This window comes from Faecalibacterium faecis (assembly GCF_040096475.1).
Classification (GTDB): domain Bacteria; phylum Bacillota; class Clostridia; order Oscillospirales; family Ruminococcaceae; genus Faecalibacterium; species Faecalibacterium taiwanense.
Genome location: NZ_JBBMEP010000007.1, coordinates 94,734 through 108,710, shown reverse-complemented (window position 1 = coordinate 108,710; position 13,977 = coordinate 94,734). Strand labels below are relative to the sequence as shown.

The window sequence follows — 13,977 nt, the reverse complement described above, 5'->3', positions numbered from 1 at the left end:
TCCAACCCTCTCAGACTCGCATCCGCTCGCCAGCTCCCCCGAAAGGGGGAGCTTTTATTGCACGTACTTTTTAGATGCGTGAAACCTCGCCCTTCGGGAGAGGTGGCAGCGCGGCAGCGTTGACGGAGAGGGTTCTTCTTTAGAAGATATAATCGAACTGGTAATCGCCAATGAGAATGGTGTCGTTCTCCTGCACGCCCTTTGCCACCAGAGCGTCCAGAATGCCGCTCTCGCCCAGCTGACGCTGGAAGAACTGCAGGCTTTCGTAGTCGTCCACATTGCTGCCGGCCAGAATGTATTCCAGCCACGGGGCTTCCACGCTCCACACATGGGCTTCCATGCGCTTGATCTCAAACGCACGGTCGTTGGCCTTGGGTTCGGGCTTCTTGTACTCGGGAGCAAACACCGGCACCGGCGGGATATCCTTCAGGCGGCTATACACGAGGCCCGGCAGTTCCTTCACGCCCTGCATCGTAGCGGCAGAGATGGGCACAAAGGTCAAGCCCTTGCCCTCCACATACTTGCGGAAAGCTTCGATCTGCTCCTCGGTGGCCAGATCGCACTTGTTGCCAATGACGATCTGCGGGCGCTCAGCCAGCACAGGGCTGAACTTTGCCAGCTCCTCGTTGATCTTTTCAAAATCCTCAATGGGTTCACGGCACTCGCTGCCAGAAACATCCACCACATGCAGCAGCAGGCGGCAGCGCTCCACATGGCGCAGGAAGTCATGTCCCAGACCGATGCCCTCGCTGGCACCCTCGATCAGGCCGGGGATGTCGGCGCAGACAAAGCTTGCGCCCTCCGCCACGGATACAACGCCCAGCGTGGGCACCAGCGTGGTGAAGTGGTAGTTTGCGATCTTAGGCTTGGCTGCGCTGATGGTGGAAATGAGGGTGGACTTACCCACATTGGGGAAGCCGATCAGACCCACATCGGCGATCAGCTTCAGCTCCAGCGTCACCTGAATGTCTTCGCCGGGCATACCGGGCTTTGCAAACTTGGGGATCTGTCGGGTGGGAGTGGCAAAATGCGCATTGCCGTAGCCGCCGCGGCCACCCTTTGCAATGGTGACTGGGGTGTGGTCGGACAGGTCCGCAATGACAAGGCCGCTCTCGGCGTCCTTGATGACGGTGCCCAGCGGCACCTTGATGACAAGGTTCTCCGCGTTTTTGCCGTGGCACAGGCTTGCACCGCCCTTGCCACCCTCCGGGGCCACATACTTGCGCTTATAGCGGAAATCCATCAGGGTGGTCAGGTGATCGTCCACCACAAAGATGATATCGCCGCCGCGGCCGCCGTCGCCGCCGTCCGGGCCGCCAGCGGCCACGAATTTTTCACGGTGAAAGCTCACCGCACCGTCGCCGCCCTTGCCCGCGTGGAGCCATATCGTGGCGATGTCGATAAAGTTGGTTTGTGCTGCCATACAGCCCCTCCTTAGTTTTATATGTTCGTTTATTCCCCTTCCCTTGCCGGGAACTCCTTCCGGCATCGCTGCACGATGCCACCTCCCCGAGGGGGCTGTCGCCACAGGCGACTGGGGGAGTTTCTGCCAGACAGTCAAAAAGAGAATTCTTCATCAAAAAGAGCCGGGCCACGAGGGTCCGGCTCTCTACGTTTTGCAGTTATCCGAAAGAAGTTACTGCTTGACGCTGCACTTCTTGCCGTCTTTACCCACGCGCTCGAAACGGACGGTACCGTCCACCAGAGCAAACAGGGTGTCATCGCTGCCCTTGCCAACGTTCTCACCCGGCATGATGTGGGTGCCACGCTGACGAACCAGGATGTTGCCGGCCAGAACGAACTGACCGTCTGCACGCTTGGTGCCCAGACGCTGTGCTGCGGAATCGCGGCCGTTCTTGGTGCTGCCTACGCCCTTTTTATGTGCCATTGTAATTTACCTCCTTAGCCGTTGATCGCAGTGATCTCAACCTTGGTGAAGGGCTGACGATGGCCCATACGGCGAGCACTGTGCTTCTTTGCGCGATAGGTGATGATGTTCAGCTTCTTGCCCTTGCCATTCTTGATGACCTTGGCAGTAACGGTAGCACCCTCAACAACGGGAGCGCCAACCTTCACAGAACCCTCCTCGCCAATAGCGAGAACCTGATCAAACTTCACTTCGGAGTCGGCCTCAACGTCCAGCTTTTCGATGTAGACGATGTCGCCCTGCTCCACGCGGTACTGCTTACCGCCGGTAACAATGATTGCGTACATTTTGTTCATTCCTTTTCGTTGTACTCGCTGGTCGTAAAGGCAGGCCCTTACACTGGGCCATTTCAGGCGCCCACACCATGCGGCTAGAATATTATAGCAAAAAAACGATGGAAATGCAAGAGGAATTTTCCTCTTTCCGAAGGATTTTTTATTTTTCCGTCTTCCCGCTTTCCGCGATGGTGCGTTTTACTTCGGCATTATACGCTTCGGTGCGCTCCACGAAGAGCTTACGCGGGCTGGAGGCCAGCAGTTCAGTATCTGCATCCGTCATCAGACCGATAACAGTTTTTTCTTTGCTCAGCTTATTGACTGCGGCTTTGTTGTCCGCCGTCATTGCCAGCTTTACCATCAGGGGCTTGTCCTTGAACTTGTGGGTGAAGTAAATTTCCGCAGCCACACCGACTACCACAGCGATACCTGCCACCAGCTGGGATGCCCGCAGGCCAATGGAAGGCACCAGCATCAGACTGTCGGTGCGCAGGGCTTCGATCCAGAAGCGGCCCGCGCCGTACCAGATCATATACCGCAGGGCAATGTCACCGTTGAACTTGCGCTTTTTAATGTAACGGAACAGCAGGAGAAAGCCCACGAAGCACCAGATGCTTTCGTACAGGAAGGTGGGATGCACCGGCAGATTCGGGTCAATGGTCACGCCGCTCTGGGCCGTGACTGTGCTGCCCATCAGGTAAGCGCGGGTCGTTTCGCTGAACATGCCCCACGGCAGGGTGGTGTTGCAACCAAAGGCCTCCTGATTGAAGAAGTTGCCCCAGCGGCCGCAGCCCTGTCCCAGCAGAAAGCCCATAGCGGTCAGGTCGAACATGGGCAGCACCGGCACGCCCCGCCGTTTGCAGGCCAAGCCACCGAACAGAAAGCCGCCGATGATGCCACCGTAGATGGCAAGGCCGCCATCCCGAATGGCGATCATCTCCCAGATGCTTTCGTATTTAAAGGGTGCCATGGCCACATAGTAGGCGCGGGCGCTGACAATGCCCAGCACGATGCCAATCAGGATCACATCCACCATGCTGTCCGGGTCCACGCCGAACTCGATGCTGTGGCGGAACGCAAATACCAGCGCCAGACAGATGCCAAAGGCAATGCACACGCCATACCAGTAAATATTGAACCCGCCAATGGAAAGGGCCACGCGGTTGATCTCAAAGCTCAGGCCCAGCCCCGGGAACTGCACCAGATTTGTCATTCTGCTTCCTCCTCGTTCTCGGCCAGCGGCGCAGTGCCATCTGGCAAAATATCCATCACAGCCATGCGGTCGGTGCTGAGGATGTGCTGCAGCGCAGCGTCCGCATCCTCGGCAGTCAGCCCTGCCAGCATGGTGATCTGCTGCGCCACCGTCTGGCCGGAGAGGGCAAAGTCTGCCATCTGGCTGGCCGAGTCCTCCACATTTTCCAGATTTTCGATCAGCTGGCCGTACTTTTCGTTCTTGCACAGGGTAAAGATCTCCCGGTCCACACCCGCGGCACGGATGCGGGCGATCTCGTCCAGAAGCATCTGCTTCACGGCATCGGGGGCATCGCTCTCGCCGGTGAACAGGATGCAGCAGCAGCCGTCCACCCGCAGCACTTCCCCGCCAAAGCCGGGGTTCACAAGGCCTCCGTCGTACAGACGGCGGTACAGCGGCGACATGCCGCCTGTGATGCAGCTCAGGATCAGATCATACAGCGCTTCAGTGCGCAGATCGTTCGGGGGCAACGGCTTCTCCTTGAAGCCCACGCCGAAGCAGGGCTTGGACACCGGCATTTTCAGGGTCTTATGGGCTGCCGCCAGCGTCATGGGTTCCGGCTTCCACAGCCGCTGCACTCTTTCGGTGCTGCGCGGTCTCATCAGGCCGTGGCGCTCACAGGCAGCCAGGATCTGCTCCATGGTAGTGTCGCCGGCAGCCGCCAGCACCATATTGCCCGGTGCATAGAAGGCTTTGCAGCTGTCGTAAAGCATCTCCGGCGTGATCTCAGCAATGCTCTCCACCGTGCCCGCGATATCGCTGCGGATGGGATGCTCGTGGTACAAGCACTCGAACAGGCCGGTGATGAGCCGCCAGTCCGGGCTGTCATCGTACATTTTGATCTCCTGCCCGATGATGCCCTGCTCCTTGGCGATGGTCTGCTCGGTAAAGTACGGATGAGTCACCATGCCCAGCAGCACATCCAAGCTTTCGTCCAGCTGTTGGGTCGCAGTGAACAGGTAGCAGGTGCGGTCAAAGCTGGTAAATGCGTTGGCATTGGCACCGGTCTTGGCATACTTTGCAAAGGCATCGCCGTCCTGATCTTCAAACATCTTGTGCTCGAGGAAGTGTGCCACGCCTGCAGGCAGATGCACCTCTTTGCCGTCCAGCCGGAAATCCCGGTCAATGGAGCCAAAGCGGGTAGCAAAAATGACATGGGTGCTGGAATAGCCCGGCATGGGCCGCACGATAACGGTCAGTCCGGAGGGCAGGGTCTGCCACTGGTCAGCCACGGTCTTTTCCAGCAGGGTCTGGTTATTCTGCGGCATGAGCGGCCACCTCCTTTGTGAGCAGATAGCTGACCGAGAGGGTCAGTTTGCGCAGGATGGCGCGCACGTCGTCCTTGGTCACGGCCTGCAGAGCGGCGCGGGCTTCGGCGGGTGTCTGCACCTTGGCCGGGTCGCCGCCGCGCAGCACTTCAATGTAATACCATGTCTCGATGCCGCCCAAGGTATCCTCTACCCCCTGCATCCCGCTCAGCAGACCCCGACGGCAGTCCTCAAATTCATCGTCGGTGATGGGGCCATCGCACAGGTCGGCCAGTTCCTTCAAGATGGCCTGCTCTGCCCGGGCTGCGTCGGCGTGCTCCACGCCGCTGTTCACAGCCATGCTTCCGGTAAAGCTCTGGAACGAGGACGAGCAGTAGTAGCACAGGTGGTCACGCTCGCGCACATTCAGGAACAGGCGGCTGGTCACACTGCCGCCGTACAGCGCCATGGCAAGGCGCACAGCAGCCAGCTGTTCGGTGCGCATGGGTTCGCCCAGCGTGAACAGCATACAGAGCTTCGCCTGCACCATATCATAGGTTTCGGTTTTGTGCACCGGTTCCCGGCGGGGCATGGCAATGTTTTCCGCCAGCGGCAGCGGTGCGCGGTCAATTGCCGCAAGCTCTGCCAGCAGTGCATCCTTTACCGCAGCGGTCTGCTCTGCCGTGCAGCCCAGCACGAGCAGTTCAATGTTGGCGGTGCGCAGCATCTCGTAATAGGCTGCGGTAAGCTGTTCCGGTGTCAGGCCTTCCACCTCTTCCAGATAGCCCTCCTGCCGCACACCCGCCGGGCTGTCGCCAAAGAATTCCCGGTTGGCCTGATGCAGGCAGTAAAGGCGCTTATCGTTGATCTCATCTTCCAGCGCCTTTTTCAGCATCTGCTTTTCAATGCCCACGGCTTCCGGATCAAAAGTGCCGCCCACAAAATACGGGTGAAAGGCCGCACCCAGTGCAATGGATGCATATTCCCTTGTAAGGGTCTCCCCTTCCAGCGCAAACTGATCCTTGATGCCGGTAACACTAACACACAGGTTGTGGCTACAGCCCATGGGCCGGGCATCCACTGTGAGGTCTGCACCGTAGAGCTTGGCCAGCTTTTTGGTCAGGCGGGTCATATCCGGGCAGTCGGCATAGCCGCGCTCCAGCACCAGCGGCAGCAGCGCATGTGCTGTGGCCGTTTCCCGCTTTGCCGGAAAGGCAAAGTGGACGCTGATGCGGCAGCGGTTGAATTTTTCCGCCGGGTCACAGGAAAGATGCACACCCGGCGCAATGAGAGTACGTTCCAATTTGTTCCTCCGCCCTGCTTTCACAGGGAGCTTTTATTTTTATGATGCCTTCTGCAAGGCAAGAAATTCTTCCAGACTCAGGCCGCTGGCACGGATGGCAAGGGCATTTTCAACGCCCACATACCGCCAGTGCCACGGCTCAAACACCACGCCGGTAGCAGCCTGCCTGTCCTGCGGATAGCGCAGGATGAAGCCGTATTCGGCGGCGTAGGCGGTGAGCCACTCGTAGGCGCGGGTCGTATCAAAGCCGGTATCACGGGTCGGGTAGTCCGTACTGAGGATATCCGCCGCATAGCCGGTGCCGTGATCATTGCATTCCGCAGGCGGCTGGATATCTGCCGCAAGGCTGGCGGCTTCTTCCTCGGTTTTGCCCTTTTCCAGATACTGCTGCTTCTGCGTCTCATAGGCCGCGCTGCGGGCATCTGCGTCCTGATAGCCTGCCGTCAGCACCAGTGCAATGCCGTCCTCGGCCGCAGCCGCAGCCATTTTCTGGTAGGCTGCAGCTGCTTCGGCTTCCAGTTGGATACCGCTGGCTTCATCGGCATCGGCAAGGGCCGGAGAGGGTTCCTCGGCAAAAGGCAGATTGGTGTTCACCAGCACAAAGCGCTCATCGTCAGCATCAAAGCTATAGCCGGTGCCATCGTAGCTGGCCGCATCAAAGCTCTGCGGCCCTGCAAGCATGGCGTTCACCTTTGGCAGCAGCCAGAGGATGCCTTTGGTCATAAGCGCCACAATGGCGGCGCAGACGAGAATGAGAATGGCCCAATTGCGGGCCAGCCGCAGCCGCTTGCGGCGCTTCCACTGAGCGCGGGTCAGGCGGGGCTTTGCAGCATTTCTATCAGTCGGTTCCATGGTGCGTTGCAGCTCCTTTTGCAGAATTTGCAGCGCACTGCGCCGCACAGATACAGTGTATATTATACACCCCTTTGCATTTTGTGTAAACGCCGGAAGTGTAAAATAAGTATGACCGAAAAAACTCCTTCCGTCTGCTCGCACGCTCGCATCCACCTCCCTCAATGAGGGAGGCTCTGGCGAAACAGAAAAGTTTCCCGTTCTGTCAAAGGCCCCCTCTCAGAGGGGGCTGTCGCCGCAGGCGACTGGAGGAGTTTTCCACGCAAAAATGCCGCACCACCTAAAAGGCGATGCGGCATTCCTATATTTTTATTTAATCAAACAGCATATCGTGGATCGCAGAAACAGCCTTGTCGGCATCGTCGCGGTTGATGATGCAGGAGATCTTGATCTCGCTGGTGGAGATCATCTTGATGTTGATGTTGTTGTTGGACAGTGCCTCAAACATCTTGGAAGCAACGCCGCTGTGGCTCTGCATACCGGCACCCACAATGGAGACCTTGGCGCAGGTGGTGTCCACGCTCACATCGTTGAAGTGTGCGCTCTCCTTCAGCACGCGCATGGCCAGATCGGCTTCGCCCTCAGAGCAGGTAAAGCTGATATCCTTCTTGCCGTCACGGCCGGTGGACTGCAGGATGATGTCCACGTTGATGTTCTTCTGGGCCAGCAGACCGAAGATCTTGAAGCTCATGCCCGGCTCATCGGGAACGTTCAGAATCGTGATAACAGCAACATCAGTGTCTTTTGCGACACCCTTGATCAGCATACCTTCCATGTCTTTTGTAACCTCCTTGACCACCGTACCGGGCACGGGATTCAGGCTGGAGAGCACCTCCAGCTCCACATTATACTTTTTGGCCAGCTCCACGCTGCGGTTGTTCAGCACCTGTGCACCCAGAGATGCCAGCTCCAGCATCTCGTCAAAGGTGATCTCGTCCAGCTTGCGGGTGTTGCGCACCTTGCGCGGGTCGGCCGTGTAAACGCCTTCCACATCGGTAAAGATCTGGCAGCGGTCTGCGTGCAGGGCTGCTGCAATGGCAACAGCGCTGGTGTCGGAGCCGCCGCGGCCCAGAGTGGTGATGTCATCCATCTTGTTCAGGCCCTGGAAGCCCGCCACAACGACCACACGGTTGCGCTCCAGCTCAGAAGAGATGCGCTCTGTCTCCAAGCGAGTGATGCGCGCCTTGGTATAGGCGCGGTCGGTGCGGAAGCCAGCCTGCCAGCCGGTCAGGCTGATGGCATGGCAGCCCAGCTCATTCAGTGCCATGGCCAGCAGCGAAATGCTGATCTGCTCGCCGCTAGCCAGCAGCATATCCATTTCACGGGCCGAAGGGTTGTGGGTGATCTCCCCAGCCTTGGCGATCAGGTCATCGGTGGTATCGCCCTGAGCGGACACCACCACAACTACGTCATTGCCCGCGTTGTGGGTGTTTGCCACAATGCGTGCCACGTTGAAGATACGGTCACGGTCCTTCACCGAAGAACCGCCGAACTTCTGTACGATCAACGCCATATCTTGTCACTCTCCTCTTTTTGTCCCTTTGTCAAAAGGGGGTACACCGGGCGGAAGCGGTCAGCAGCGCCTTGCACTTCCCTTACCCATTTATCATTCCACCGTTGCGCCGGTGTTATCGGCATCCAAACGCAGCAATGTAAATGCTTCACATCCGTCCAGACCTTCCAGCAGCTCCAGACCCTTTTCCAGCTTGGAATAGAACTTTTCGGCCTCCGCCTTTTCCGCTACGGCCATCACGGTGCTGCCCGCACCGGAAACGTAAACAGCCTTTGCACCGCACAGGCGTGCCATATCGAACACTTCCTTGGATCCGGGCATCAGCGGCATACGGTAGGGCTGGTGCAGCTTATCCTCGGTGGCAATGGCCAGCAGGTCGTGTCTGCCCTCGCAGAAGGCGGCGGGCACCAGCGCAGCGCGCGAAAGATTATATACCGCGTCCTTGTGGGAGACCTCTTTGGGCAGGGCCGCACGAGCGGCTTCCGTCAGCAGCTTGTAGTCCGGCACGATGGCGGCAAAGCACAGCGTTTCATCCACATTGCGCTTGACCGAGTACACCTTGCCATCCTCGAACACGCTGCTGGTCAGGCCGCCCAGAAGAGCCGGGGCCACGTTATCCGGGTGGCCCTCAATGGAGGTGGCCAGCGTGAGCAGCTCCTGCGTGTTGAGCACATCGCCCAGCATCCGGTTGGCACCCAGCAGTCCCGCAATGATGCAGGCCGAGGAAGAACCAAGGCCGCGCGCCATGGGGATGGGATTCGTCTGGGTGATCTTGAGGGGCGGGATCTGCTTGCCCACCTTCTCAAACAGCCCCTTTGCCGAACGGTACACGAGGTTCGATTCACCGCGCGGGATGCGGGTACCGTCCGCAGACGAGATATCCAGCACTTCGCTCTCTTCAAAGGTGACCGTATTATACAGCGTCACCGCCAGACCCAGCGCATCAAAGCCGGAGCCGATGTTTGCACTGGTGGCCGGGACAGAAACCTTGATCTTCATAGCTGCCGCACCTTTCCTTATTCCGTTATCAGTTTTCTTCCGGCAGACGCTTGAGCACCAGCTTCACGCTGCCGCCCACGGCTTCCACCTTGCGGGCTGCTTCGGCCAGTGCCTTTTCGTCGGCGCGCTCCACAAAGTAAGCGCAGCCTTCGTAGCGTTCGTCCACCACCCTGCCATAGCCGTAGATGGCTTCCACCACCGCCGGAGCAATGCCTGCTACACGCACATAATATGCAGCAGGAGCCGGGTCGGTGAGCATTCCCTCCACCGGCTCAGCAGGCTGCCAGAACAGGCTGTCGTGCACCTTGGAGCCATGCTTCAGGGCATCCACAACGTCGGCCACCACGGCGCTGGCGGTGGGCAGCTTGCCTGCGCCCTTGCCGTAGAACACCACATCGCCCAGCATATCGCCCTTGACCAGCACTGCATTGAACACATCGTCCACGCTGGCCAGCTGGTTTGCCTTGGGCACCAGACACGGCTCCACACCGGCAGCCACGCTGCCGTCCTTGCCGCGCTTCATCCATGCGATCAGCTTGATCACACAGCCCAGCTTTTCCGCCGCTTCCACATCTGCCGTGGTAATGGCACGGATGCCGCGGGTGGGAATGTTCTGGGGGTAGATCTGATGGCCGCACACCAGCGAGGACAGAATGGCGATCTTGCGGCAGGCATCACGGCCGTCCACATCGTCGCTGGGGTCCTTCGTCTCGGCGTAGCCCAGCTCTTGCGCGATCTTCAGCGCATCGTCAAAGCCCAGATTTTCGCGCACCATCTTGGTGAGCATGAAGTTGGTGGTGCCATTCACGATGCCCTCCACCTCGGTGATGACGTTTGCCGCCAGACACTGGTGCATCGGGGTAATGATGGGCGTACCGCCGCCCACAGAAGCCTCGAACAGGAAGGCACAGCCGTGCTCTTTGGCAAGGCCCAGCAGCTCTGCGCCGTAGGTGGCCACCATCTCCTTGTTGGAAGTGCATACGCTGCGGCCGCTCTCAAGGCAGGCCTTTACATACGGATACGCAAAGCGGGTGCCGCCGATGGTCTCCACCACCACCTTGATCTCCGGGTCTTCCAGAATGGTATCGAAGTTCTTTATAAACAGGTGTGCATCCGGATGGTTTGAAAAATCCTTCGGGTCAAGGATGTACTTGACCTCCACCGGCTCACCTGCACGGCGGGAGACACCCGCAGCGTTGCGGCACAGTACCTCGTACACGCCGCTGCCCACCGTGCCAAAGCCCAGAATTGCAATTTTAGCCATTGTTGTTCTCCCTCGTTTTCTGAAGACTGCTTACTGCTTACAGATTGTACCCGCAGTGCACGCCTACCACCATACGCTGACGCGAAAGTTTTTCGGTCAGCTCTTCGGGGGTCATCTGCATGGTATCGGTGCGGATGGTGACTGCCACCAGTGCGGCACCGTTTTCCGGTGTGGACTGGTTGATGGTCACAATGCTTGCACCTGCGGCGCTGATGCCGGCCAGCAGGCTCTGCAGTGCACCGGTCTCGTCCCGCAGAGTAGCCATGACGGTGATCACCTCACGGCCATTCTCGGAGTCAAAAATGCAGTCCTTATACTTATAAAAAGCGCTGCGCGAAAGATCGACTGCGCGGGTGGCAGCGGAAATGCTGCGTGCCTCCCCGCTGGCCAGAAGTTCCTTGGCGCGTACCACCTTGAGAAAAACCTCAGGCAGCACCTGCGCATCTACCAGATAAAAGCGGCGTTCCAACTTGTTCACCTCACAAACACAAGTGTTCTTGCAGTGAATATAATAGCATCCGGCCCCCTGCAATGCAAGAGGTCGGATGCGTTTTTGTCAGATTATCCAGTTTTGCTGCGGCAAGCGCGGTATTTCCTTGCCGGATTCACCCCGCGCCGGTGCCGATAGTACGCCTTTTGTCCTTCATATGGCTACAGATCAGTCTGTATCCTGATTACCTGTATCCGCAGGAATGACAGCCTGCTCCGGTGCCGCAGTCTCCACAGGTGCAGCCGCTGCAGGAGCTGCTGCATGGGAGTAGTTGCAGGTACCAGGCAGATCATCGGCGCGGTAGTAGCCCACGGCGGTGCTGGGGCAGGAGCCGCCTGCCAGCAGGCCGCTCTGGGTGCAGTAGCGGCGCTCCACCACACCGGCAGAGGTCGGAAATGCCTTATACGGCAGGTCTGCCTGCACCTGTTCCATCAGGGCCTTCCACGCCATAACACAGGTACGGGTCTTGGCCTGCTGCTTACCCAGCGTCTTGGTCATATCATAGGGTGCATCGTAGCCCCACCACACGGCGGTAACGTAGTACGGCGTGCCGCCCACGAACCACAGATCCTTTTCGTCGCTGGCGGTACCGGTCTTGCCAAAGGCTTCCATGCCGTTGGAGTTGGGGTAGCGGCCGCCGGCGGTGCCCACGCTGGAGTACAGAACGTTCTTCAGCAGGCGGTTCATCACATAAGCGGTATCCGGGGTCAGGGCCTGATAGCTGGTGGAGTTGTTTTCCAGATAGATATTGCCGTCACGGTCCAGCACGCGGGTATACAGGTGCGGGGTGGTGTACTGGCCATCGTAGAAGATCTGGAACGCAGCTGCCAGCGCCGTGGGCGTAACGCCATGGGTCTGACTGCCCATGACCATCTGCGCCAGACCCACATCGTTTACCGGGTCCAGCGTGTTCAGCTGCAGGGTGTTGTACACAAAATTGAAGATGTTGCTTGCGCCCACCAGATCACCCACACGCACCGCAATGGTGTTCAGCGAGCGGGCCAGACCGTTCCACAGCGGCACATCACTGTTGTCGCCGTAGTTGCCGCCATAGTTGCGGGGCCAGCTGCGCCATGCGTTGGGATAAGCGCGCAGCTGCTTGTCGGAAAGGCCCATCAGGCCGTTCTTGCGGCAGTAATCTTCATCGCGGATCACCATATCCTGCTTCTGATACAAGGGCGAGTTGTTGAGCATGGTGGACCAGTTCACCAGACCATACTCTACACCCAGTGCATACGCACCGATAGGCTTGATGGTAGAACCCGTCTGACGAGTGACACTGTAGGCACGGTTCAGCGAGAGGCTCTTGTTCTTTTCGCCCAGACCACCCACAATGGCGATCACATTGCCGTCATAGTCCAGCGTGACCATGGCTGCCTGAGTACGCACATTGCGGTAATAGTAAACGGTACCGTCGTCGCCGGTGCGGGTCTTGGGCGTACCGTCCTCGTTCATCACCTGTACATCGTCGTCCGAGATGGAGGTCACCTCTTCCTCATGCCAGCCGGCCGGGAAGTAGGCATCATCCGTGTTGAGCATCAGGTTTTCCATGGCGGACTGCACCTTGGTGTTCACAGTCGACTCAACGGTAAAGCCGCCGGTGTACAGCAGCTTCTGTGCCTCGGATTCCGAAATGTTTTCCTTGTCCATGATGTCCTGCACCAGCTCGGTGAACAGTGCATCGGTAAAGTAAGAGGTAACGGAAGAATTCTTCTTAGTATCCTCTTCCTCGGCCAGTACCAGCGGCTGGGCCGCTGCGTTGCGGTAGTCCTCTTCGCTGATCACGCCCTGCTGCCACATGTTGTACATGAGGAAGTTACGGCGGTTGATCAGGTTTTCGGGGTTGGTGTAGGGGTTATAGTTGGTGGGGTTTTTGGTGATGGACGCAATGGTCGCACACTCCCACAGGGTCAGCTGGCTGACATCCTTATTAAAGTATTCGTTGGCCGCAGTCTGCACGCCCTGAATGGTGCCGGTAAAGCTGATGGTGTTCAGGTACGCTTCCAGAATGGTCTCCTTGGAATAGCTGCGGCTCAGGCAGAGGGCGCGGTAGATCTCGCGCAGCTTGCGCAGTGCGCCTTCAATGCCGCTGGCGCTCTTGTCGTCGGTCAGGTTCTTGATCAGCTGCTGCTCCAGCGTGGATGCACCTTGCTTGGAGCTGTAGATGGGCAGCAGGTATTCGTTGACCATTGCGCCGATGGTGCGCTTGAAGTTGACGCCGGGCTCGTTGTAAAAGTCCTTATCCTCGGTGCAGATGAACGCATACTGCAGGTTCGTGGGGATCTGCTCCAGATCCGCCCACACGCGGTGGCTGTTGGAAGAGCGCAGCGTGGCATACTCCACCTGTGCACCGGTGTCCGGGTCGGTAGCCATCACCACACTGGACTGGCTCAGCTCAATGTTGTCCAGATCCAGCAGGTCGCCGTCGTTGGCGGTAGCCTGCACCACGTAATATACAGCACCCACTGCCACCAGACTGCCTGCCATGATGCCCAGACAGATCAGTGTAGCAATGGTTCGGCCAATGAAGCGCAGAATGGGATGTCTGCCCTTTTCACAGGGTTCCTTTGGTTCTTTGGGTTCCCGGCCGTGTTTGGGTCCCAGCTGGGACTCCCGGCGGCTGTTGCTCACATTTACCTTCCGCCCCGCCGGTGCCGGGGAATGCCCCTCACCGGCACGGTTGATCTTTCTCATATCGGAGATAGAAATCGCCTCCTAACATTCAGGCTGCTTTTTCAGCGCCATGCGCTGGTACTTTTCCATCAAAGCGCACAGAACTGCACGCAATACCATATTATAGCACGTGCACAGAACGCGGGCAAGAACCAATCTTCGGCCCTGATAGGTCTAATCAT

General features: G+C 58.4%; 12 protein-coding genes. All 12 read right to left on the bottom strand.

From position 1 onward, the window contains the following. Positions 1 to 139: 139 nt before the first annotated feature. Entirely contained in the window at positions 140 to 1,423 is a 1,284-nt protein-coding gene (obgE, locus tag WMO17_RS05275; RefSeq protein WP_294648575.1) for a GTPase ObgE, read from the bottom strand. Between the two features lie 213 nt (positions 1,424 to 1,636). Further along, on the bottom strand, positions 1,637 to 1,888 hold the full coding sequence (rpmA, locus tag WMO17_RS05270) for a 50S ribosomal protein L27 (protein ID WP_005945908.1): 252 nt from the start codon (positions 1,886 to 1,888) through the stop codon (positions 1,637 to 1,639). A 14-nt stretch (positions 1,889 to 1,902) separates the two neighbouring features. Continuing rightward, the gene (rplU, locus tag WMO17_RS05265; protein ID WP_044954216.1) at positions 1,903 to 2,214 is read right to left on the bottom strand and encodes a 50S ribosomal protein L21; all 312 of its coding nucleotides are present in this window, start codon (positions 2,212 to 2,214) and stop codon (positions 1,903 to 1,905) included. Positions 2,215 to 2,362: 148 nt separating this feature from the next. Then, positions 2,363 to 3,415 carry a prolipoprotein diacylglyceryl transferase gene (gene lgt / locus WMO17_RS05260; RefSeq protein WP_349137597.1) on the bottom strand — a complete coding sequence of 351 codons (1,053 nt, stop codon included), beginning with the start codon at positions 3,413 to 3,415 and terminating at the stop codon, positions 2,363 to 2,365. Then, complete coding sequence (yfmH, locus tag WMO17_RS05255; protein ID WP_223389703.1) at positions 3,412 to 4,722, bottom strand: EF-P 5-aminopentanol modification-associated protein YfmH; 1,311 nt, start codon at positions 4,720 to 4,722, stop codon at positions 3,412 to 3,414. The genes lgt and yfmH overlap by 4 nt, the downstream gene beginning before the upstream one ends. After that, on the bottom strand, positions 4,709 to 6,004 hold the full coding sequence (locus WMO17_RS05250) for a M16 family metallopeptidase (protein WP_298638394.1): 1,296 nt from the start codon (positions 6,002 to 6,004) through the stop codon (positions 4,709 to 4,711). Before WMO17_RS05250 ends, yfmH begins: the two co-directional genes overlap by 14 nt. Positions 6,005 to 6,043: 39 nt before the next feature. Beyond that, on the bottom strand, positions 6,044 to 6,856 hold the full coding sequence (locus tag WMO17_RS05245) for a M15 family metallopeptidase (protein ID WP_097775370.1): 813 nt from the start codon (positions 6,854 to 6,856) through the stop codon (positions 6,044 to 6,046). A 313-nt stretch (positions 6,857 to 7,169) separates the two neighbouring features. Next, positions 7,170 to 8,369, bottom strand: a complete 1,200-nt coding sequence (locus WMO17_RS05240) for an aspartate kinase (RefSeq protein ID WP_005945897.1) — start codon at positions 8,367 to 8,369, stop codon at positions 7,170 to 7,172. 93 nt (positions 8,370 to 8,462) lie between these two features. After that, positions 8,463 to 9,368, bottom strand: a complete 906-nt coding sequence (gene thrB / locus WMO17_RS05235; RefSeq protein WP_005945895.1) for a homoserine kinase — start codon at positions 9,366 to 9,368, stop codon at positions 8,463 to 8,465. A 28-nt stretch (positions 9,369 to 9,396) separates the two neighbouring features. After that, on the bottom strand, positions 9,397 to 10,632 hold the full coding sequence (locus tag WMO17_RS05230; protein ID WP_005945893.1) for a homoserine dehydrogenase: 1,236 nt from the start codon (positions 10,630 to 10,632) through the stop codon (positions 9,397 to 9,399). Positions 10,633 to 10,669: 37 nt separating this feature from the next. Continuing rightward, complete coding sequence (locus WMO17_RS05225) at positions 10,670 to 11,110, bottom strand: ACT domain-containing protein (RefSeq protein ID WP_005945891.1); 441 nt, start codon at positions 11,108 to 11,110, stop codon at positions 10,670 to 10,672. A gap of 180 nt (positions 11,111 to 11,290) precedes the next feature. Then, a complete protein-coding gene (locus WMO17_RS05220) occupies positions 11,291 to 13,816 on the bottom strand; it encodes a transglycosylase domain-containing protein (protein ID WP_349137596.1) in 2,526 nt (841 codons plus the stop codon). Positions 13,817 to 13,977 lie beyond the last annotated feature (161 nt).

What these genes read in the sequence shown, in the direction of transcription:
- rpmA (WP_005945908.1), bottom strand. Translation starts at nt 1,888, where the DNA reads ATGGCACATAAAAAGGGCGTAGGCAGCACCAAGAACGGCCGCGATTCC.
- WMO17_RS05240 (WP_005945897.1), bottom strand. Translation starts at nt 8,369, where the DNA reads ATGGCGTTGATCGTACAGAAGTTCGGCGGTTCTTCGGTGAAGGACCGT.
- thrB (WP_005945895.1), bottom strand. Translation starts at nt 9,368, where the DNA reads ATGAAGATCAAGGTTTCTGTCCCGGCCACCAGTGCAAACATCGGCTCC.
- yfmH (WP_223389703.1), bottom strand. Translation starts at nt 4,722, where the DNA reads ATGCCGCAGAATAACCAGACCCTGCTGGAAAAGACCGTGGCTGACCAG.
- WMO17_RS05230 (WP_005945893.1), bottom strand. Translation starts at nt 10,632, where the DNA reads ATGGCTAAAATTGCAATTCTGGGCTTTGGCACGGTGGGCAGCGGCGTG.
- WMO17_RS05245 (WP_097775370.1), bottom strand. Translation starts at nt 6,856, where the DNA reads ATGGAACCGACTGATAGAAATGCTGCAAAGCCCCGCCTGACCCGCGCT.
- lgt (WP_349137597.1), bottom strand. Translation starts at nt 3,415, where the DNA reads ATGACAAATCTGGTGCAGTTCCCGGGGCTGGGCCTGAGCTTTGAGATC.
- obgE (WP_294648575.1), bottom strand. Translation starts at nt 1,423, where the DNA reads ATGGCAGCACAAACCAACTTTATCGACATCGCCACGATATGGCTCCAC.
- rplU (WP_044954216.1), bottom strand. Translation starts at nt 2,214, where the DNA reads ATGTACGCAATCATTGTTACCGGCGGTAAGCAGTACCGCGTGGAGCAG.
- WMO17_RS05220 (WP_349137596.1), bottom strand. Translation starts at nt 13,816, where the DNA reads ATGAGAAAGATCAACCGTGCCGGTGAGGGGCATTCCCCGGCACCGGCG.